We start from the raw sequence: 21208 nt of genomic DNA on the forward strand, positions 1-21208 counted from the left end.
TCAGTCCCCGCCGCTAGCCTCTTTCGACATGCCCGCCCGTATCACCGACCCCGAGCAGCTCAAAGAGCTCCTCGGCATCCCGTTCACCCCGGAGCAGACGGCCTGCATCACCGCGCCGCCCGCCCCGCAGGTGATCGTGGCCGGTGCCGGGTCGGGCAAGACCACCGTGATGGCGGCCCGCGTGGTCTGGCTGGTCGGCACCGGACAGGTCGCCCCCGAACAGGTCCTCGGCCTGACCTTCACCAACAAGGCCGCCGGCGAGCTGGCCGAACGCGTCCGCAAGGCGCTGATCAAGGCCGGCGTCACCGACCCCGATGTCATCGACCCGGACAACCCCCCGGGCGAGCCGGTCATTTCGACGTACCACTCCTTCGCCGGCCGCCTGCTCACCGACCACGGCCTGCGGCTCGGCCTGGAGCCCAGTTCACGCCTGCTGGCCGACGCCACCCGCTACCAGCTCGCCGCGCGCGTGCTGCGCGAGGCCCCTGGCCCGTACCCGGCACTGACCCGCTCCTTCGCCGACCTCGTCAGCGACCTGCTCGCACTCGACTCCGAACTCGCCGAGCACCTCGTGGACCCCGAGGAACTGCGCACCTGGGACAGCGGCCTGCTGCGCACCCTGGACGGGGCCAAGCTCACCAACGCCGACCTGCGCAAGATCCCGGAGGCCGCAGCGGCCCGCCGGGAACTCGCCGAACTCGTCCAGCGCTACCGGGCCGCCAAGCGCGCGCGGGACCTGCTCGACTTCGGCGACCAGATCGCCCTGTCGGCCCGCCTCGCCCGCATCCCCGAGGTGGGCCGCCTGCTGCGCGACGAGTTCCGCGTGGTGCTCCTGGACGAGTACCAGGACACCTCCGTGGCCCAGCGCGTCCTGCTCGCCGGCCTGTTCGGCGCCGGCACCGGCCACCCGGTGACCGCCGTCGGCGACCCCTGCCAGGCCATCTACGGCTGGCGCGGCGCCTCCGTCGCCAACCTGGACGACTTCCCCGACCACTTCGCCCACGCCGACGGCAGGCCCGCCACCCGGCACGCGCTCAGCGAGAACCGCCGCAGCGGCGGGCGCCTGCTCGACCTCGCCAACGACCTCGCCGCACCCCTGCGCGCCCTGCACGCGGGCGTGGAGGCCCTCCGCCCGGCCCCCGGCGCCGAGTACGACGGCACGGTCCGCTGCGCCCTGCTGCCCACCCACGCCGAGGAGATCGACTGGATCGCCGACTCCCTCGCCCACCTCGTGCACACCGGCACGCCACCCGGTGAGATCGCCGTACTGTGCCGAACCGCGACCGACTTCGCCGAGATCCAGGGCGCCCTCGTCGCCCGTGACATCCCCGTGGAGGTCGTCGGCCTCTCCGGCCTGCTCCACCTGCCCGAGATCGCCGACCTCGTCGCCGTGTGCGAGGTCCTCCAGGACCCCGGCGCCAACGCCGCCCTGGTGCGCCTGCTGACCGGACCGCGCTGGCGCATCGGGCCCCGCGACCTCGCCCTGCTGGGCCGCCGCGCCCGGCTGCTGGTCGCCCACGCGCGCGTGGACGGCACCGACGACCCGGACCGCCGGCTCGCCGAGGCCGTGGAGGGCGTCGACCCGTCCGAGGTGATCTCGCTCGCGGACGCCCTGGACACCTTCCTGGAAGCGCCCATGGAGAAGGGCGACGACGACGGGCTGCCGTTCTCCCCGGACGCGCGCGTGCGCTTCGCCCGGCTCGCCGCCGAGCTGCGCGACCTGCGCCGCTCGCTGTCCGACCCGCTGATGGACGTCCTGCACCGCGTCCTCGCCGTCACCGGCCTGGAGGTGGAGCTGTCGGCGTCCCCGCACGCGCTCGCCGCCCGCCGCCGCGAGACCCTGTCCAACTTCCTGGACATCGCCGCCTCCTTCGCCGCGAGCGACAGCGAGGCCACCCTGCTGGCCTTCCTCGGCTTCCTGCGCACCGCCGCCCAGTACGAGAAGGGCCTCGACAACGCCCTGCCCGGCGGCGAGAACACCGTCAAGGTGCTCACCGCGCACAAGTCCAAGGGCCTGGAGTGGGACGTCGTGGCCGTCCCCGGACTCGTGACCGGCACCTTCCCCAGCGGCCAGGGCCGCGAGAAGTGGACCGCGCAGGCCAAGGTGCTGCCGCACGCCCTGCGCGGCGACACCGACACCCTGCCCGACGTGCACTCCTGGGACTCGCGCGGCATGAAGGCCTTCCACGAGGCCATGAAGGAGCACCAGCACACCGAGGAACTCCGCCTCGGCTACGTCACCTTCACCCGCCCCCGCTCGCTCCTGCTCGGCTCCGGCCACTGGTGGGGGCCCAGCCAGAAGAAGCCGCGCGGCCCCTCCGACTTCCTCCAGGCCCTGTACGACCACTGCGCCGCCGGGTACGGCGAGATCGAGGTGTGGGCGGACCCGCCCGCCGAGGACGCGGAGAACCCGGCCCTGCGCGCGGCCACCGCCGACCAGGTGTGGCCGCTCCCGCTGGACGCCGCCGCCCTGGCCCGCCGCCGCGCCGCCGCCGAGACCGTCCTCGCCCACCTGGACGCCCTCGCCGCCGGACCCGCCGACGGGCGCCGACCGGCCCTGCACGACCCCGCCGGCGCCGACCACCCGGACTGGCCCGCGCCACCGGACGACGACCCGTACGGCGACGACCCGTACGGCGACGACCCGTACGGCGACGATCCGTACGGCGAGGAGCGGTACGCGGGCGTCCCGCACGAGGAGGATCTTCCGCACGACGATCCGTTCGGCGACGACCCCTTCCACGCCGAGCCCTTCGACGGCGACCCCTCCCACGCCGAGCCCCTCCACGACGACCCCTTCGGCGGCGAGCCCTTCGACCGGGACTCCTGGCACGCCGAACGACCCACGGTCCCGCACCAGGCGCCCGCCCCGCAGGACCGTCCCCGGGTCGCCGAACCGCAGCCCACCACCGCCCTCACCCCGGAGGAGGCCCGCACCATCGCCTCCTGGGACCGTGACCTGGACGCGCTCACCGGAGAGCTGCTGCGCGCCCGGCAGACCGTCACCGAGGTCCCCCTGCCCACCACGCTCACCGCGACCCAGCTGCTGCGGCTCGCCGAGGACCCGGACGGGCTCGCACAGGAACTCGCGCGCCCCATGCCGCGCCCCCCGCAACCGGCCGCGCGCCGGGGCACCCGGTTCCACGCCTGGGTGGAAACCCGCTTCGAGGAGCTGACCCTGCCCCTGCTGGAACCGGACGAGCTGCCCGGCGGCGACGCCGAGATCGCCGACGAACGCGACCTGGAAGCCCTCAAGGAGGCCTTCGAACGCACCGAGTACGCCCGGCGCACCCCGTACCGGGTCGAGACCCCCTTCCAGCTCACCCTCGCCGGCCGCGTCGTCCGGGGCCGCATCGACGCCGTCTACCGGCACGGCGACGGCGACGGGGCGACGTACGAGATCGTCGACTGGAAGACCGGCCGCACCGGCACCGCCGACCCGCTCCAGCTCGCCGTGTACCGGCTGGCCTGGGCCGAGCAGCAGGGCATACCGCCCGAGTCGGTCACCGCGTCGTTCCTGTACGTGCGCACCGGCGAGGTCGTACGCCCCGAGGGCCTGCCGGACCGGGCCGCGCTGGAGCGGCTGCTCACGGGCGAGGCGGAACGCACACCGGAGGCAGGCTGAGTGTGACGAACCGCCCGCCGAGGATGCCGGCGCGGGCGGATAGGCTCGTGAGCATGAGCCAGACCCCGGACAGCGCCGTCCGCACGTACATCGAGCAGCACCGCGCCGCCTTCCTCGACGACCTCACCGCGTGGCTGCGCATCCCCTCCGTGTCGGCCCAGCCCGAGCACGCTCCCGACGTACGGCGCAGCGCGGACTGGCTCGCCGCCGAGCTGAAGCGGAGCGGCTTCCCGACCGCCGAGGTCTGGCAGACCCCCGGTGCCCCCGCCGTCTTCGCCGAGTGGCCGTCCGGCGACCCGGAGGCACCCACGGTCCTGGTCTACGGTCATCACGACGTGCAGCCCGCCGCCCGCGAGGACGGCTGGGACAGCGACCCCTTCGAACCGGTCGTCCGCGAGAACCGCCTCTACGCGCGCGGGGCGGCCGACGACAAGGGCCAGGTGTTCTTCCACACACTCGGCGTCCGCGCCCACCTCGCCGCGACCGGCCGCACCGCGCCGGCCGTCAACCTCAAGCTGCTGATCGAGGGCGAGGAGGAGTCCGGCTCCCCGCACTTCCGGACCCTGGTGGAAGAGCGCGCGGGGCGCGTCGCCGCCGACGCCGTGATCGTCTCCGACACCGGCATGTGGTCCGAGGACACCCCGACCGTGTGCACCGGCATGCGCGGCCTCGCCGAGTGCGAGATCCGGCTGTACGGACCCGGCCAGGACATCCACTCCGGCTCCTTCGGCGGCGCCGTGCCCAACCCGGCCACCGCCGCCGCCCGCCTGGTCGCCGCCCTCCACGACGAGCACGCGCGCGTGGCGGTCCCCGGCTTCTACGACGGCATCGTCGAGCTGACCGACCGCGAACGCGAACTGTTCGCCGAGCTGCCCTTCGACGAGGAGCGCTGGCTGCGCACCGCCAAGTCCTCCGCCCTCCACGGCGAGGCCGGCTACTCGACCCTGGAGCGCATCTGGGCCCGCCCGACCGCCGAGGTCAACGGCATCGGCGGCGGCTACCAGGGCCCCGGCAGCAAGACGATCATCCCCGCCACCGCCATGGTGAAGCTGTCCTTCCGGCTGGTCGCCGGCCAGGACCCCGACCAGATCGAGAAGGCCGTCCGCGCCTGGGCCGCCGAGCAGGTGCCCGCCGGGATCCGGTACGAGATCGACTTCGGCTCGGCCACGCGCCCCTGCCTGACCCCGCTCGACCACCCCGCGCTGCAGTCCGTGGCCCGCGCCATGGGCCGCGCCTTCCAGGGGCCGGTCCGCTTCACCCGGGAGGGCGGCTCCGGACCCGCCGCCGACCTCCAGGAAGTCCTCGGCGCCCCCGTGCTCTTCCTGGGCATCTCCGTCCCGTCCGACGGCTGGCACGCACCCAACGAGAAGGTCGAGCTGGACCTCCTCCTCAAGGGCGTCGAGACCAGCGCCTACCTGTGGGACGACCTGGCCCGGAACTGGCGTACCGCACCCTGACCGGCCGGCGCCGTACGGCCGGGCACCGCGCGCGGGGCACACTGGAGGGACCGCCCCGACCGTCCCGCCGCCCCGGCCGCACCCGGCCCGGTGCCCTCCCGCCCTACGTCCCGCCGAACCGCCCGCCGAAAGAACCGCTGCACTGGGGGAGTTGGAAGCACCCGTGACCACCTGGACCGACCACACAGCCGACCGACCCATCTCGCTGACCGCCCCGAGCGGCATCGACCGCGCCGCCCACCACCGGCTGGACGAGGCCTGGCTCGCGGCGGCGTGGAGCCACCCCACGACCCGCTGTTTCGTGGTCTCCGGCGGTCAGGTGCTCATCGACGAGACCCCGGACGGCCGGACCGAACTCGTCATGACGCCGTCCTTCGAGGCCCCGCTCACCGAGGCGCACCGCTACTTCCTCGGCATCGACGAGGAGGGTGTCAGCTACTTCGCGCTCCAGAAGGACGCGCTGCCCGGCCGCATCGACCAGTCCGCGCGCCCCGCGGGCCTGCGGGAAGCCGGCCTGCTGCTGTCCCCGCGCGACGTCGGGCTCATGGTGCACGCGGTCGGGCTGGAGAACTGGCAGCGCACCCACCGCTTCTGCTCCCGCTGCGGCGAGCGCACGGTCATCGCGGCCGCCGGCCACATCCGCCGCTGCCCGGCCTGCGGCGCCGAGCACTACCCGCGTACCGACCCCGCCGTGATCATGGCGGTCACCGACGAGGACGACCGCATCCTGCTCGGCCGTCAGGTGCACTGGCCCGAGGGCCGCTTCTCCACGCTCGCCGGGTTCGTGGAGCCCGGCGAGTCCATCGAGCAGGCGGTGCGCCGCGAGGTGTCCGAGGAGGTCGGCGTCACCGTCGGCCCGGTCGAGTACGTCGCCAGCCAGCCCTGGCCCTTCCCGTCCAGCCTGATGCTCGGCTTCATGGCCCGCGCCACGTCCACCGAGATCGACGTGGACGGGGACGAGATCCACGAGGCCCGCTGGTTCTCCCGCGAGGAACTGCACGCGGCCTTCGAGTCCGGCGAGGTGCTGCCGCCCTACGGCATCTCCATCGCGGCCCGCCTGATCGAAATGTGGTACGGCAAGCCCCTGCCGACCCGCAGCTTCGTCTGAGACGGCGAACGGCGGCTCCCGAGCCGGTTGGGACTCGGGAGCCGCCGTTCGGTGCGGCTCGGGCTCAGGCGGCGAGCTTCTGCTTGACCTGGGCCAGCGACGGGTTCGTCAGGGTGGAGCCGTCCGCGAAGAGCACGGTCGGGACAGTCTGGTTTCCGCCGTTCGCCTTCTCGACGAAGGCCGCGGACTCGGGGTCCTGCTCGATGTTGATCTCGGTGTAGGCGATGCCCTCCCGGTCCAGCTGGCTCTTCAGCCGCCGGCAGTAACCGCACCAAGTCGTGCTGTACATCGTCACAGTGCCCTGCATGTCTCTCGCGCTCCTCAGGCAGCTCGGAAAAGGTCGTCCAGGGTGTGAACGTAAGGGACCGGCCCGCCATTCCCGAGCGACTGGGCCGCCATTTCGGAGCGACCGGGCCGCCGTTCGGGAGCGACCGGGCCGCCGTTCCCGAGCGGCTGGGCCGCCATTGCGGAGCGGCTGGGCCGCCATCCCAGAGCGGCTGGGCCGCCATCCCAGAGCGACCGGGCCACCCTTCCCGAGTGACCGGGCCACCCTTCCAAAGCGTCCAGCGTGCCAGCCCCGGGCGACCGAGCCCGATTCCAGGGCGCCCGGCCCGCCAGTCCCCGGCGACCGGACCCGCAGTACCGGGCCACTGGTCCGCCGATCCCGGACGCCCGGCCCGCCCGCCCCGGCGTGCCCTCCCGGCTGTGACGCCTGCCGCATTAGTACGACTGCGAGCCCCAGCCTGTGGACAACCGGCACAGCCGTCCCGGACGACCTGGCAGCATGGCGGTGTGACAGCAGCAACGCATTCCACCCTTTTCCCGCAGGGCACCGGTGGCTCTCCCTGCTCGGCTCAGCCGAGCGGGGCGGACGCGGTGCTCGAAGGGCTCGACCCCGAGCAGCGCGAGGTGGCCACCTCCCTGCACGGTCCGGTGTGCGTGCTGGCCGGAGCGGGCACCGGCAAGACCCGGGCGATCACCCACCGCATCGCCTACGGGGTGCGCGCCGGCATCCTCCAGCCGTCCACCGTGCTCGCCGTCACCTTCACCAACCGCGCCGCCGGAGAGATGCGCGGCCGGCTGCGCCAGCTCGGAGCCCAGGGCGTCCAGGCCCGCACCTTCCACTCCGCCGCCCTGCGCCAGCTCCAGTACTTCTGGCCGAAAGCGATCGGCGGCTCCATGCCCCGGCTCGTCGACCGCAAGATCCAGCTCGTCGCCGACGCGGCCGCCGCCCTCGGCACCCGGCTCGACCGCAACGAGCTGCGGGACGTGACCGCCGAGATCGAATGGTCCAAGGTCACCCAGACCGTCCCCGCCGACTACCCGTACGCGGCTGCGAAGGCCGGCCGAGAGGCCCCCCGCGACCCGGCCGAGATCGCCCACCTCTACGCCGCCTACGAGGACCTCAAGCGCGACCGCGCGGTCATCGACTTCGAGGACGTCCTGCTGCTCACCGTCGCCATCCTCCAGGACCGGCACGACATCGCCGAACAGGTCCGCGCGCAGTACCAGCACTTCGTCGTGGACGAGTACCAGGACGTCAGCCCCCTCCAGCAGCGGCTGCTGGACCTGTGGCTCGGCGACCGCGACAACCTGTGCGTCGTCGGTGACGCCAGCCAGACCATCTACTCGTTCACGGGAGCAACCCCCGACCACCTGCTCGACTTCCGCGCCCGTCACCCCGGCGCCACCGTCGTCAAACTGGTCCGTGACTACCGCTCCAGCCCCCAGATCGTCCACCTCGCCAACGGCCTGCTCGCCCAGGCCCGGGGCCGTGCCGCCGGCCACCGGCTGGAACTCGTCTCCCAGCGCCCCCCGGGGCCCGAGCCCGTCTACACCGAGTACACCGACGAGCCCGCCGAGGCCGAGGGCGCCGCCCGCCGCATCCGCGAGCTGATCGACGCGGGCGTCCCGGCCGCCGAGATCGCCGTCCTGTTCCGCACCAACTCCCAGTCCGAGACCTACGAGCAGGCGCTCGCCGACGCCGGAGTGCCCTACCAGCTGCGCGGCGCCGAGCGCTTCTTCGACCGGCCCGAGGTCCGCAAGGCCGGCATCGCCCTGCGCGGCGCGGCCCGCTTCGGCGGCAACGACTCCCTCCTCGACGACGTCGTGGACCTGCCCTCCCAGGTGCGCGCCGTCCTCTCCGGCGAAGGCTGGACCAGCGAACCCCCGGCCGGCTCCGGCGCCGTCAGAGAACGCTGGGAATCCCTGGCCGCCCTGGTCAACCTCGCCCACGACCTCGCCGCGGCACGACCCGGAGTCACCCTCGCCGACTTCGTCGCGGAACTGGACGAACGGGCGAACGCCCAGCACGCCCCCATCGTCCAGGGCGTCACCCTGGCCTCCCTGCACGCCGCCAAGGGCCTGGAGTGGGACGTCGTCTTCCTCGTCGGCATCGCCGAGGGCATGCTGCCCATCACCTACGCCCGCACCGACGAGCAGATCGAGGAGGAACGCCGACTGCTCTACGTCGGCGTGACCCGCGCCCGCGAACGCCTCCACCTGTCCTGGGCCCTGTCCCGCTCACCCGGCGGGCGCCCCAACCGGCGTCCGAGCCGCTTCCTCGACGGTCTGCGCCCCGGCACCACCCCCACCGTCGGCCACACCGGCGCCGGCACGGGCGCGGGCGTCGAGCGCGGGACCGCCGCGAGCGCCGCCGTCACCCCCCGGCGCACCCAGCGCACCCCCGCCCGCTGCCGGGTCTGCCGCCGCACGCTCACCGACGCGGGCGAGATGAAGCTGATGCGCTGCGCGGACTGCCCCTCCGACATGGACGAAGGCCTCTACGAACGGCTCCGGGAGTGGCGCGCGGTACAGGCCGAGCGCAGCGGCCAGCCGGACTTCTGCGTCTTCACCGACCGGACGCTGATGGCCATCGCGGAGGCGTGCCCGGAGAACCCCGCCGAACTCGCCCGCATCCCCGGCGTCCTCAACCGCAAGCTGCGCAGCTACGGAGCCGATGTTCTGGCCATCTGTGCAGGTCAAGAACCCGGTGGAGACGACGTGGGCGACTGATCCCAACTCGTCGAAAAAATAGTTTGCGCATGCCCCGCGAATCCCCATAGGTTCTAGGCACGGAAGCAGCGGCCTTCTCCAAGGCCCGGGTTCCGTGATGTACTTGCATATCCGAACGGGACCGGTTCACCCCGGTCCCTTGAGACGCCGAGAGGAGGCGAGTCCAGTGATCAGCATCAACACCAGCACCACCGTCAGCACGGCCAAACTGACCGATCGCTCGACCGTCTCCACGTGCATGCTCGGCGCCTCGAACCAGGGCACCGGTCTGTCCGGCATCCGTGCCGTGCGTCCGGCGTCCTCCCCTGCCCTCGCGGGTCTTCCCGTCCGCGAGCGCAATGAGCGACCGACCAAGGCACTGGAAGCAGTAGCGGCACAGGCGCACGCCTATGCCTTTGCGGCGGCCGGTGCCGGATTCCGGAAGCAGACGACGCAGCACCACCTGATGTGGGCCTTCCGTGGGCCAGAACCCTGGAGTGATCCAGCCTGATCGCCGATCAGGCCGGCGCCTTCAGGGCCGCGGAACCCCATCCGGGATCCGCGGCCCTTCTGTTTTCCCCGAACGGGGACGACGGAACGAAGGGGCCTCGGGACAGGAAGAGAACCCGGTACCCAGCCGACACCCGGTCAACCGGCCGGACCGACCAGACGAGGAAAACCACCCGTGCAACTCGAAGCGCACGCCCCGTCCGTACCGCCTTCGCAAACGATCCCCCCGCCCGGCCTCACGGAGGACTCCACCTTGACCCCCCTCACCGCGCTCACCGCGCTCGACGACGCCATCGAGAACCTCGGCGTACCGGTCCCCTGCCGCTCCTACGACCCCGAGGTCTTCTTCGCCGAGTCGCCGGCGGACGTGGAGTACGCCAAGTCCCTCTGCCGTACCTGCCCGCTGGTCGAGGCCTGCCTCGCCGGCGCCAAGGAGCGGCGTGAGCCCTGGGGCGTCTGGGGTGGCGAGCTGTTCGTCCAGGGCGTCGTCGTTGCCCGGAAGCGGCCCCGTGGCCGCCCGCGGAAGAACCCGGTCACGGCATGAACACCGCAGGAACGATCGACCGACCCCTCACGCACGACCCCAAGAAGCAGGCCCCGATGAAGCCGTCCACCAGCGAGCCCGCCGGCTCCGCGACCACAGACTTCACCACCACCGGCGCGACCGAAGCGCGCCAGAACAGGAACCGTGAGATGCAACTCATGCAAGAAGCCCTGGCTCGTGCGCATATGCACGAGCGACTCCATGACGCCGCGCGCGAACGCCGGGCCGTGCGCCTGGCGGTCGCCCAGCGGATGCAGCGGCGAGCCGAGCGTGCCTCGCTGCGCGCCCGCCGCGCGCTCGCCATGGCCGTCATGCAGTAACGAACACACCTGAGCAGCGGTGGCTTCCCGGAACAGGGAGGCGAAGCCTTCCCGCGGGGGCCGGTCCGGCCGAACGGACCGGCCCCCGCGGTGCGTTGCGCAGGCGATCCGCCGACGCCGGGGTTATCGTCACCGGGTGACGAGTCTTCCCGGCGGAAGTGATCAGGGCGGCTCCACCGCGGAGCGCCGCCGCCTCGTGTGCGCCCGCTGCGGTACCCCCGCCGACGGCCCCCCGCCGGCCACCTGGACCTGCTCCGTGGAGAACGGCGTCCGCCAGTACTTCTGTGACGCCTGCTCCCGGGAGAACCTCCGGGCGATCGAGGGGCGGCTGGACTCGGCCTGGTGGTGAGCACCCTTTCTCCCGGGCCCCCTCCCCCTCCCCCCGCCCCACCCCTCGGAATCTCAAGGCACGCCGATCACGCCCCCGCCGCCGACTCCTCCTCGTCGGTGTCGTCCTCGGGCAGGTCGGGATCGAAGCCCGGCAGCCACTCCTGCAGTTCGTCGCGGAGTCGTACCGTGGCACCCAGTTGGCACAGGACCCCGATCGTGCTGAGGGTCACCCGGTGTATCAGCAGGTAGGCCGGCGGCAGGTTGAGCCGCTTGCCGAGCTGGTAGGCGGGGGAGCGGGGGTCGGCGATGCGGGCGGCCTGGCTGCGCATCCAGGAGCGGGTGAAGGTGAAGGCCTCCACGCGGGCCGGCTCGATGATCGGCAGCAGGTAGTCGAGGACCGCGTCCGGGTCCAGCTCCACGGTGTCCTTCACGAAGCCCTCGGCGCACAGCAGCTCGTAGACCGTCTCCGCCTCACCGTCCAGCGTCATCCGCAGTGAGATGCCGATCGGGTTCGGCAGGCCGCCGGGGAGCCGGTCGACGGTGCCGAAGTCCAGGACACCCAGTCGCCAGTCGTCCGGTCCGTCCGGGCCGCCCGGCAGCAGACGGAAGTTGCCCGGGTGGGGGTCGGCGTGCAGCAGGCCGGTGCGGGCCGGGCCGGAGAAGAGGAAGCGGGCCAGGAGCTGGCCGGCCCGGTCGCGCTGCTCCTGGGTGCCGTCCGCGATGACCTCGGACAGCGGGATGCCGTCGATCCACTCGGTCACCAGCACCTGCTCGCACTGGTGCACCACCGCCGGGACGACCACGTCCGGGTCGTCCGCGAACTCCTCCGCGTGGGCGCTCTGCGCCTGGGCCTCCAGCCCGTAGTCCAGCTCCTCCGAGACGCGGTCCCTCAGCTCCGCGATCAGCGGCTTGATGTCCATGCCCGGGATGAGCGGGCCCAACAGCCGGGCGAACCGGCTCAGTTGGCCGAGGTCGGAGAGCAGGGCCTCACCCGCGCCCGGGTACTGCACCTTGACCGCCACCTCACGGCCGTCGTGCCACACCGCCCGGTGCACCTGGCCGATCGAGGCGGCGGCGGCCGGTTTGTCCTCGAACTCCTCGAAGAGGTCGCGCCAGTCCGGCCCGAGCCGCTCCTGGAGCACGCCGTGCACGGTGCGGGTGGGCATCGGCGGGGCGGCCTCCTGGAGCTTTGTCAGGGCCGCGCGGTAGGGGCCGGCGATCTCCTCCGGCAGCGCCGACTCGAAGACGGACAGTGCCTGCCCGAACTTCATCGCGCCGCCCTTGAGCTCGCCGAGCACCTTGAAGAGCTGCTCCGCCGTGCGCTGTTGCAGCTCACGGCCGACGATCTCCGCGGACTCGCCCACGATCCGCTTGCCCAGCCCCCAGGTCGCCCGGCCGGCGAAGCCGAGCGGGAGCGCGGCGAGCTTGGCGGTACGGGTGACCGCCTTCCGGGGAAGATCAGACATGCGCCCTCCAGGTCCCAGTCGGCCGTGCCGCGCCTGCTTCGCGTCGCCGCTTCGTCGACGGCCGTTGCACCGCCATTGTCGCGCGCGTTTCGCCATCGGTTGCGGAGTGCTCCCGTTTCTCTCTCCTGGCCGCTCCGCAGGCGCATTCCGGATGCGGCCGGACCGGCCGGGCGCGCCAGTCCAGACCGGGCAGGGACGCCTCCCAGCGAGTACCAGTGGCGGACGGTGACCCCCCGTCGAGGAAGGCCAGGGCGTGCGCCGCGGCGAGCCCGGCCACCGCCGTGGCCAGGGTCACATCGCAGGCCCCGACCCGGCGGGCCCTGCCGGAGCGCCACTGGGTGACCAGGCGAGGCCAGGCCGGATCCCGGTCCGTGCGGTCCCGGTCCAGGCAGCCGGCGCAGCCCGACTCGCCGGGCAGGACGAGCGGGCCGACGACACCGGTGCCCTCCACGACCCCGGCGTAGAGATGAGGGGTGCCGGTGGTCATGAGCGGTTCGGCGGTGAACGGGTCCGGGGCGTGCACGGCGACGTCGTCGCGGGGCGCGAAGATCACCAGGGAGAAGCCGGGCTCCTCGGCGCCGGAGCCCGGGGAGTGGGCGTGGCGCGGTGGGCGGTCGGGTGCGGCGCGGCGGACGGCGGTCCGGGCCGCCGCGTCCCGGCGGTCGCCGAGCGACTCGGCGGTCAGTCCGCCCGGCGCCACGTCCCAGGGCTCCACCCGGCCGACGTCGCACACGTCGACCTCGCCGACGCCGGCGGCCGACAGCGCGGAGGCGAGCAGGGCGCCCACCCGGCCCGCGCCCCGCACCCGGACGCGCAGTGCGCGCCGGGCCGCGAGCCGCGCCAGCGCGCCGCCCGGCTCGGGTGTGAGGAGGGACAGTGAGGCGAGGTCGGGGCGCAGTCGTTCGAGGACGTCCGTCTTCTCCCGCAGCGCGTCCGCGGCCGGTCCGCCGCCGCGCGCGTCGTCGACGAGGCCCGCGCGGGCCAGCCGCTCCACCAGTGCGTCGACGTGGCCGGCCGGCACGTCGGCCCGGCGGCCCTCCTCGCGCAGCAGCGGCAGCCCGCGGGTGCCGTCGAGCAGGTCCAGGAAGCTGCCGGTCGCCGTGGCGACCGGGCCCAGTGTCAGGGCGTGCGCCGGGGTCATCCCGAATTGCACGGTGTTGCGATCGCGCCAGCCGCGCCGCAGCGCGGGCTTCATCACCGGATGCATGACTGGCCCCCCGTGTCCGTGAATGCGTGTCTGCGCCAGCATGCCTGGGCCGGGGTCCGGGCGTCGGGAGTTATCCACAGGCTGGGGATGTTCTTCATATCAATCAGACGGGGTGAAGTGGTGCAAAAAGGATGGACGGATCGGTCGTAGGAATCAAACACATGGTGGGGGATCCGGAGTGAACCGTCCCCGGCCCGGGACTTTGCCCCTGTCCAGCGGGTAACGTCGGGGCGTGCCCGCCGACCCACTGCACCGCGCCGGTGAACCACAGCGCAGCACGACGAGCCAGCCGCCCCGCGGCTCGGGGACGAGCGCGATCGAGGTCCGCAGGAGCGCCCGGCGCCGCCGGACGGTCTCCGCGTACCGCGAGGGCGACCGCACCGTCGTGCTGATCCCCGCCCGGATGTCGAAGGCGGAGGAGCAGCGCTGGGTCACCGTCATGCTCGACAAGCTCGCCGCCCAGGAGAGCAAGCGGGTGCTGGGCGACGCCGAGCTGGCCGAGCGTGCCGAGCGGCTGTCCGCCCAGTACTTCGAGGGCCGGGCCAGGCCCGCCTCCGTACGCTGGGTCACCAACCAGAACACCCGCTGGGGTTCGTGCACCCCGGCCGAGGGCAGCATCCGGCTGTCGCACCGGTTGCAGGGGATGCCGGAGTACGTCGTCGACTACGTGCTCTGCCACGAGCTGGCGCATCTGCTCGTCCCCGGCCACGGCGCCGACTTCTGGCGGCTGCTGGAGGCCTACCCGCGCACCGAGCGGGCCCGCGGCTACCTCGAAGGGGTGGTCGCCGCCGCCCGGCTGCCGCATCTGCCGGGCGAGCGCGACGAGCAGGACACCTGAGCCGCCTACCGGGCGTCCGGCGTCCTTTCGGGGTGGCCGAGAGCCGTCCCGCGCGCCGAGCCACCTCCGTGTGAGCGACCGGGTGCGGTTGTGTACCGGGTCTGTACCGACCAGCACCCTCGGGGGTCGCTGTCGGTCTTTGCCGTTAGCCTGACGCGACGCACTCACATTCGGGATGGGGGACGGTCGTAACGCATGGCCAGGGAATTCCAACGCGGCCACAAGGCCAGGATCAGTGACCTCACCGCGGGCACGGATCTGTACGTAGGCGTGCAGATCTCCGGCCCCGGACTGACCTTCGACATCAGCTGCTTCGGTCTGGACGCCGACGAGCGTCTCTCGGACGACCGGTACTTCGTCTTCTTCAACCAGCCGAAGTCCCCGGAGGAATCCATCCAGCTGCTGGGTGCCCAGGCGGGTGACACGGAGTCGTTCCGGGTCACGCTCGACCGGATCCCCTCGCACATCCGCAAGCTGTCCTTCACGGCGACCCTCGACGGCGCCGGACAGATGTCCCAGATCGCTCCCGGATACCTGCGCATCGTGGCGGGCGGCGAGGAGGTCGCGCGGTACTCGTTCAGCGGCGCGGAGTTCTCCACCGAGCGGGCCGTGATGCTCGGTGACTTCTACTTCAAGGACGGGTGGCGGTTCGCCGCAGTCGGACAGGGCTTCGACGGCGGTCTGGAGGCGCTGCTGAGGAACTTCGGCGGCGAGGTGCTGGAGGAGGAGGCACCCGCCGCCCCGCAGCAGCCCCAGTCCGGCGCGGCCCCGGGCTTCGCCCCGCCCGCCCAGACCACGCCCCCGCCCGCGTTCGGCGCCCCGAACCGCCCCGGCCCCCGCACCCCCCCCGGCGCCCGCCCCGCAAGGCTTCGCCCCGCCCCCCGGCCACACCCCGCCCCCTGCCCCGGCGCCCGGCCCGAACGTGCACGTCGCGCCGACGGTCGTCGCCCCCCTGACCCCGCCCGGAGGCGGCACCGTCCCGCCGCCGGCCGCGCCGCAGGCCCCCGCACCCGCGCCCTACGGACAGCCGCCGCAGCAGCCGTCGTACGGCGGCCAGCCCGGCGCGCCGATGCCCCCGGGATACGGCCAGCAGCCCGCCCCCTACGGCGGTCAGCCGACCGCTCCCATGCCCCCGGGCTACGGGCAGGTCCCCGGCCAGCAGCCCGCCGCCTACGGAGTGCCGCAGGGCGCGCCCCAGGGCGGTGCCGGGGTGACGGCCGCGCTCCAGGCGTTCAAGGAGACGCCGACCGGCCAGCGCTGGACGCAGCAGAACAAGAAGCTCATCCGCGTCGACCTCGGCATCGGCGGCCAGCCCGTGCTGGCCAAGCAGGGCAGCATGGTGCTCTACCAGGGCAAGGTCGACTTCAGCTACAAGGGCGCCGGGTTCGCCGGGCGGATCGTCGGCAACGCCACCGGCCAGGAGATGCAGCTCATGCGCTGCACCGGCCAGGGCCAGGTGTTCCTCGCCGAGAGCTCCACCCATCTGCACCCCGTCGAGCTCCAGGGCGACGCCATCTGCGTGTCCGCCGAGAACGTCCTCGCCTTCGACGAGAGCCTCCAGTACGAGGTCCGCCGCATCGAGGGCCACGGCATCCCCGGCGGCGCGCTGTTCACCATGCAGTTCCAGGGCACCGGCACGATCGTCGTCAAGACGCACGGCACGCCCGTGGTGCTGCCGGTCACGCCGACCACCTTCGCCGACTGCAACGCCGTCGTCGCCTGGTCGGCCGCGTCCCAGGTGATCGTCTCCAGCCAGGTCCGCATGCGACGCAACGCCTACCCGGGCGACACCGGGGAGAGCGTCAACCTCCAGTTCCGGGGCGCGCCCGGCAACTTCATCGTCGTCCAGCCGTACGAGGTCTAGAGGGAGCCCGTCATGAACCAGCCGCTCGCGGGCTTCGCCCCCGCACCCGTCACCGCCCGCATGGAGAACCACGGCGACCACATGCTGAAGGTCGCCCTGCAGACCGGGAACGACCTCCTCGCGCGCGTGGGCTCGATGGTCGCCTACGAAGGCTTCATCCAGTACGAGCCCAACCCGCCGGCCGTCCGCCAGATCGCCCGCGACTGGGTCACCGGCGAGGGCGCGCCGCTGATGAAGTGCTCCGGCGACGGTCTGCTCTACCTCGCCGACTACGGGGCGAACGTCGTCGTGATCAACCTCAACGGTGACGGCATCTCCGTCAACGCCACCAACCTCCTCGCCTTCGACGCCCACCTCACCTGGGGCGTGGAGCGCGTGAAGGGGCTCGCGAAGTTCGCCGGCCAGGGCCTGTGGAACACGAAGATCTCCGGGCAGGGCTGGGTGGCCCTCACCTCCCGGGGCAAGCCGATCGTCGTGGACTGCGGCGGCGGCGAGGACGAGACGTACGTCGACCCGGACGCGCTCGTCGCCTGGTCGCCCAACCTGAAGGTGAAGGGCAAGCGCAGCTTCAAGGCCCAGTCGCTGATCGGCCGGGGCAGCGGCGAGGCCTACCAGATGGCCTTCTCCGGCCAGGGCATCGTCGTCGTCCAGCCCAGCGAGGACAGCACCGACCGCCTCCGGATCCGGGGCTGAGGGGGAGCCAGAACACCATGCAGAGCCCGCTTTTCGCGCACAACGACGTCCAGACGCAGGAGCGCTGGAGCCTGCAGAACCCGCAGATGCTCCGGGTCACCCTGGAAGGTCACGACGACCTGCTCGCCCGCAAGGGCACCATGGTCGCCTACCAGGGCCTGGTCGAGTTCGACGCCGAGTACCGCAGCAACAGCCAGGCACGCGCGCGTGCGCACACCGGCGAGGGCCTGGACCTGATGCGCTGTCACGGACAGGGCACCGTCTACCTCGCGAACCTCGCCCAGCACGTGCACATCATGGACGTCGAGCAGGACGGGCTGACCGTCGACAGCTCCTACGTCCTCGCCATGGACTCCTCGCTGCACCACGAGGTCATCGCCGTCGACAGCCTCTACGGCATCTCCGGGTCCGGGAAGTACCAGCTCAACATCACCGGACGGGGCCGGGTCGCCCTCATGACCTCCGGGGCGCCGCTGCTGATGCAGGTCACGCCCGACAGGTACGTCAACTGCGACGCCGACGCGATCGTGGCCTGGTCCACCGGACTGCGCGTGCAGATGCAGGCCCAGACGCACTCCTCCGGTGTGTGGCGCCGGCGCGGCAGCACCGGTGAGGGCTGGGAGCTGAGCTTCATGGGCACCGGCTTCGCGCTGGTGCAGCCCAGCGAGCTGCTGCCGCCGCAGAACGCGGTGATCGGGCAGGGCCTCGCCGCCCAGTTCGGCATGGGGCAGCAGGGCGCGCGCGGCCAGAACCAGGGCAACGTCTGGAGCTGATCGCTCCGCTGGTCCCGCCGAGGGGTTCCGGGGGCTGCCGGCCGTATTCGGCCGCGGCTCGTGTGCGGCTGGTCGCGCAGTTCCCCGCGCCCCCTGAGGGGCGCGATCGACCGCCCAGGCAAGGGGCGACCGCCCACGGCGGTCGCCCCTTGCCCGTGTTCACAGGCGGGCGCGGGCCGCTTCCAGCAGCCGTGCGACCGACTCGTCCGCCACGTCGGCCACCTCGTCGTAGGCGTACCAGCGCAGGTCGAGCGACTCGTCGCTGATCTCGTGCACCGCGCCGGGCGGGGCGAGGACCGCGTACTGGACGTCGAAGTGCCAGTGGCACGGCGCCGGGATGGGATGCCGGTCCAGCCTCACCGGGCCGCCGGGAAGGAGCGACAGCCCGGTGATACCGGACTCCTCGGCCGCCTCCCGCAGGGCCGCCGCCTCGAGCGTCGGATCGCCCGGCTCACAGTGGCCGCCCATCTGCAGCCACATCCGCAGCTTCCGGTGCAGCGTGAGCAGCACCCGGCCGCGCCCGGGGTCGATCACCAGGGCGCTCGCCGTGAGATGACCCGCGTGGCAGGCCTTCCACAGGCCGTCCGGGTGGGCCGCCAGATGGTCCAGGTAGGCCTGGCGCAGCTCTTCCTGGCCCTCGTACTCCTTCAGGACGAGGACCGCGTCGTCGTACAGGCTCACTCGGCGTCGTCGTCCTTGCTGTCGTCCGCCTCGGCCTCGTCCTTCTTGCCGCCCTCCGTCTTGCGCAGGTCGGGCTTGCCCGCGGAGCCGCCCGCCGCCTCGCCGAGCATCTTGTCCAGCTCGGAGAAGTCGAGCTGCTCGCGGTGCACGAAGCCGTCCGGGTCGTCCAGATCGGTCGCGGTCGGCAGCATGTCCGGGTGGGCCCACAGGCCGTCCCGGCCGTCGACCCCGCGCGCGTCCGTGAGCGAGGCCCACAGACGGGAGGCGTCACGCAGCCGGCGCGGACGCAGCTCCAGGCCGATCAGCGTGGCGAACGTCTGCTCCGCCGGGCCACCGGTCGCGCGGCGGCGGCGCAGCGTCTCGCGCAGGGCGTCGGCGGACGACAGACGCGGCTTCGCGGCGGCGTGGACCACCGCGTCCACCCAGCCCTCCACGAGCGCCAGGGCGGTCTCCAGACGGGCCAGGGCGGCCTTCTGCTCGGGCGTGTCCTCCGGCTGGAACATGCCCTGCTGGAGCGCGTCCTGCAACTGCTCGGGGTTCTGCGGGTCGAACTGGCCGACCACGTCCTCCAGCTTGGCCGTGTCGACCTTGATGCCGCGCGCGTAGCCGTCGACCGCGCCGAACAGGTGCGAGCGCAGCCACGGCACGTGCGCGAACAGCCGCTGGTGCGCGGCCTCGCGCAGCGCCAGGTACAGCCGCACCTCCTCCTGCGGAACGCCCAGGTCCTTGCCGAACGCCTCCACGTTGGCCGGGAGCAGCGCGGCCTTGCCGGCCGGGCCCAGCGGCAGGCCGATGTCGGTCGAGCCGACGACCTCGCCCGCGAGCACGCCCACGGCCTGCCCGATCTGCGTGCCGAACATGGCGCCGCCCATCGAGCGCATCATGCCGATCAGCGGGCCCGCCATGGCCTGCATCTCCTCCGGCAGGACGTCGCCCATGGCCGCGCCGACCCGCTCGGCGACCGGGTCGACCAGCTCCTGCCAGGCGGGCAGGGTGGCCTCGACCCACTCCGCGCGCGACCAGGCCACCGCCGAGCCGGAGCCCGACGGCAGGGACGTCGCGTCGTCCAGCCACAGGTCGGCCAGGCGGACGGCGTCCTCCACCGCCTTGCGCTCGGACGGGCCGACGCTCGCGTCCTTGGTGCCGTCAGACGTGCCCTGGGCGACCGTCTGGCGGGCGATCTGCTTGGCCATGTCCCAGTTCACCGGGCCGCCCTCGTACGAGAGCATCTGGCCCAGCTGCTGGAACGCGGCGCCCAGGTCGGTGGGGTTCAGGGAACCGAACATGGCTGCGAGCGGGTTGTCGGCGCCGGGGCCGCCAAAGCCGCCGGCTCCGGGCAGGCCGCCGAAACCGAACGGATTGGCCGGTCCCTGCCCACCACCGCTCTGCTGGTCCTTCTTCTTGCCCTCGTCGCCGTCTTCCGGCTCCTCCGGCGGAAGGCCGAAACCGAATGGGGTGTCACTCACGGGATTCCTCGGCTGGTAAGGCCACCGGTTTCGCTCCGGCGGCGCGGCTGCCCGACAACACCACCCAGCGTAGACACCCCGACCCGATCGGGCCTCGGTGCTTCGCCCACGGAACGCCTGCGGCAGGATGGATGCACCTGGTACGTACGCGTCACTCGCGCCCGTACTGAAGACAACCGCTGGAGACGCCCGGTGAGTTCCCCAGATCCGCAGGTTCGCGCAGCGCGAAACCTCTCAACCTCTCCCGCCGTGCGCGGGCCCGTCGTCGCGGTGACCGGCGCCGCCACCGGGGTCGGCGCCCTGCTCACCGAGCGGCTCGCCGCGTCGCAGGAGATCAGACGGGTCCTCGCCATCGACGAACGGCGGGGCGAGTGCGCCGACGCGCAGTGGCACATCCTCGACGTCCGCGACCCCGCCATCGCGGACAAACTGCGGGGCGCCGACGTCGTCGTCCACCTCGCGCTCGACCTCGACCTGGAGACCGATCCGGCGGCGCGCACCGCTTACAACGTCCGGGGGACACAGACCGTCCTGACCGCCGCCGCGGCGGCCGGTGTGCACCGGGTGGTGCTGTGCACCTCGGCGATGGTCTACGGCGCGCTGCCCGACAACGAGCTGCCGCTGTCGGAGGACGCCGAGCTGCGCGCCACCGCCGAGGCGACCGGCGTCGGGGACCTGCTGGAGATCGAACGCCTGGCGCGGCGGGCCCCCCGCGCGCACCCGGGCCTGAACGTCACGGTGGTGCGGCCGGCCGTCCTGGTCGGCGGCACGGACACCGCGCTGACCAGGTACTTCGAGTCGCCGCGGCTGCTGGTCGTGGCCGGGTCGCGGCCCGCGTGGCAGTTCTGCCACGTCGAGGATCTGTGCAGCGCCCTGGAGTACGCCGTGCTGGAGAAGGTCGACGGGGAGCTGGCCGTCGGCTGCGACGGGTGGCTGGAGCAGGAGGAGGTCGAGGAGCTGAGCGGCATCCGGCGGATGGAGCTCCCCTCGGCGGTCGCGCTCGGCGCGGCGGCCCGGCTGCACCGGATCGGGCTCACCCCGTCCCCGGCCGGGGACCTCGCCTACACGATGTACCCCTGGGTGGTCAGCGGGAGCCGGCTGCACGATTCCGGATGGCGGCCGAAGTGGACGAACGAGGAGGTGCTCGCCGAACTGCTGGAGGAGGTGTCCGGCCGGCACACCGTGGCCGGGCGGCGACTGGGGCGGAAGGACGCGACGGCCGCCGGTGCGGCGGGGGCGACGGTCGCCCTGCTGGGCGCGGCGGCCGTCGTACGGCGGGCCCGGAAGGCGCGGCGACGCGTCTGAGGTGCGTGGGGCAACCGGTGCTCCGCT

General features: G+C 73.0%; 17 protein-coding genes and 1 pseudogene. 13 read left to right on the plus strand and 5 right to left on the minus strand.

Going from position 1 to position 21208, the window contains the following annotated elements:
- Positions 1–28 precede the first annotated feature (28 nt).
- From OO52_RS35425 to nudC, 3 genes are all read left to right on the plus strand, one after another.
- Positions 29–3625: an ATP-dependent helicase gene (locus OO52_RS35425; protein ID WP_030649629.1), complete on the plus strand. Its 3597-nt coding sequence runs from the start codon at positions 29–31 to the stop codon at positions 3623–3625.
- Between the two features lie 53 nt (positions 3626–3678).
- Positions 3679–5082, plus strand: a complete 1404-nt coding sequence (locus OO52_RS35430; protein WP_030649626.1) for a dipeptidase — start codon at positions 3679–3681, stop codon at positions 5080–5082.
- Positions 5083–5245: 163 nt separating this feature from the next.
- Positions 5246–6190, plus strand: a complete 945-nt coding sequence (gene nudC / locus OO52_RS35435; RefSeq protein ID WP_030649622.1) for an NAD(+) diphosphatase — start codon at positions 5246–5248, stop codon at positions 6188–6190.
- Positions 6191–6254: 64 nt separating this feature from the next.
- Here nudC and OO52_RS35440 read toward each other — a convergent pair whose 3' ends face one another.
- Positions 6255–6497, minus strand: a complete 243-nt coding sequence (locus tag OO52_RS35440; RefSeq protein WP_030649619.1) for a mycoredoxin — start codon at positions 6495–6497, stop codon at positions 6255–6257.
- Positions 6498–6895: 398 nt separating this feature from the next.
- Here OO52_RS35440 and OO52_RS35445 point away from each other — a divergent pair, with 398 nt between their 5' ends.
- The 5 genes from OO52_RS35445 to OO52_RS51105 all read left to right on the plus strand — a co-directional run bounded on the left by OO52_RS35445 (position 6896) and on the right by OO52_RS51105 (position 10907).
- The gene (locus OO52_RS35445; protein ID WP_280923286.1) at positions 6896–9205 is read left to right on the plus strand and encodes an ATP-dependent DNA helicase UvrD2; all 2310 of its coding nucleotides are present in this window, start codon (positions 6896–6898) and stop codon (positions 9203–9205) included.
- 166 nt (positions 9206–9371) lie between these two features.
- Positions 9372–9695, plus strand: coding sequence for a hypothetical protein (locus OO52_RS48315; protein WP_078865124.1), 324 nt, complete (start codon positions 9372–9374; stop codon positions 9693–9695).
- Positions 9696–9869: 174 nt separating this feature from the next.
- Positions 9870–10238, plus strand: coding sequence for a WhiB family transcriptional regulator (locus OO52_RS35450; protein ID WP_030649612.1), 369 nt, complete (start codon positions 9870–9872; stop codon positions 10236–10238).
- On the plus strand, positions 10235–10558 hold the full coding sequence (locus tag OO52_RS35455) for a hypothetical protein (protein WP_014674859.1): 324 nt from the start codon (positions 10235–10237) through the stop codon (positions 10556–10558). The genes OO52_RS35450 and OO52_RS35455 overlap by 4 nt, the downstream gene beginning before the upstream one ends.
- Positions 10559–10694: 136 nt before the next feature.
- The gene (locus tag OO52_RS51105; RefSeq protein ID WP_158712599.1) at positions 10695–10907 is read left to right on the plus strand and encodes a hypothetical protein; all 213 of its coding nucleotides are present in this window, start codon (positions 10695–10697) and stop codon (positions 10905–10907) included.
- Positions 10908–10974: 67 nt separating this feature from the next.
- Here OO52_RS51105 and OO52_RS35460 read toward each other — a convergent pair whose 3' ends face one another.
- A complete protein-coding gene (locus OO52_RS35460) occupies positions 10975–12354 on the minus strand; it encodes an ABC1 kinase family protein (RefSeq protein WP_030939998.1) in 1380 nt (459 codons plus the stop codon).
- Positions 12347–13561: a TOMM precursor leader peptide-binding protein gene (locus OO52_RS35465; protein WP_030649603.1), complete on the minus strand. Its 1215-nt coding sequence runs from the start codon at positions 13559–13561 to the stop codon at positions 12347–12349. Before OO52_RS35465 ends, OO52_RS35460 begins: the two co-directional genes overlap by 8 nt.
- Positions 13562–13793: 232 nt before the next feature.
- On the opposite strand from OO52_RS35465, the gene OO52_RS35470 reads away from it, so the two are divergent.
- The 4 genes and pseudogenes from OO52_RS35470 (at position 13794) to OO52_RS35485 (ending at position 17729) form a co-directional block, all read left to right on the plus strand.
- Positions 13794–14399: a M48 metallopeptidase family protein gene (locus tag OO52_RS35470; protein ID WP_030649600.1), complete on the plus strand. Its 606-nt coding sequence runs from the start codon at positions 13794–13796 to the stop codon at positions 14397–14399.
- Between the two features lie 195 nt (positions 14400–14594).
- Positions 14595–16263 (plus strand): annotated as a pseudogene (locus OO52_RS35475) (TerD family protein).
- Positions 16264–16275: 12 nt separating this feature from the next.
- Complete coding sequence (locus OO52_RS35480) at positions 16276–16956, plus strand: AIM24 family protein (protein ID WP_030657111.1); 681 nt, start codon at positions 16276–16278, stop codon at positions 16954–16956.
- 17 nt (positions 16957–16973) lie between these two features.
- Complete coding sequence (locus OO52_RS35485; RefSeq protein WP_030657113.1) at positions 16974–17729, plus strand: AIM24 family protein; 756 nt, start codon at positions 16974–16976, stop codon at positions 17727–17729.
- 159 nt (positions 17730–17888) lie between these two features.
- On the opposite strand, the gene OO52_RS35490 is transcribed toward OO52_RS35485, so the two are convergent.
- Together OO52_RS35490 and OO52_RS35495 are read right to left on the minus strand one after the other, a co-directional pair.
- On the minus strand, positions 17889–18410 hold the full coding sequence (locus tag OO52_RS35490) for an NUDIX hydrolase (RefSeq protein ID WP_030657115.1): 522 nt from the start codon (positions 18408–18410) through the stop codon (positions 17889–17891).
- Positions 18407–19876, minus strand: a complete 1470-nt coding sequence (locus OO52_RS35495; protein ID WP_030657117.1) for a zinc-dependent metalloprotease — start codon at positions 19874–19876, stop codon at positions 18407–18409. The genes OO52_RS35490 and OO52_RS35495 overlap by 4 nt, the downstream gene beginning before the upstream one ends.
- Before the next feature lie 192 nt (positions 19877–20068).
- On the opposite strand from OO52_RS35495, the gene OO52_RS35500 reads away from it, so the two are divergent.
- Positions 20069–21181, plus strand: a complete 1113-nt coding sequence (locus tag OO52_RS35500) for an SDR family oxidoreductase (RefSeq protein ID WP_030657119.1) — start codon at positions 20069–20071, stop codon at positions 21179–21181.
- Positions 21182–21208: the final 27 nt, after the last annotated feature.

This window comes from Streptomyces flaveolus, from assembly GCF_000716535.1.
Classification (GTDB): Bacteria; Actinomycetota; Actinomycetes; order Streptomycetales; family Streptomycetaceae; genus Streptomyces; species Streptomyces flaveolus_A.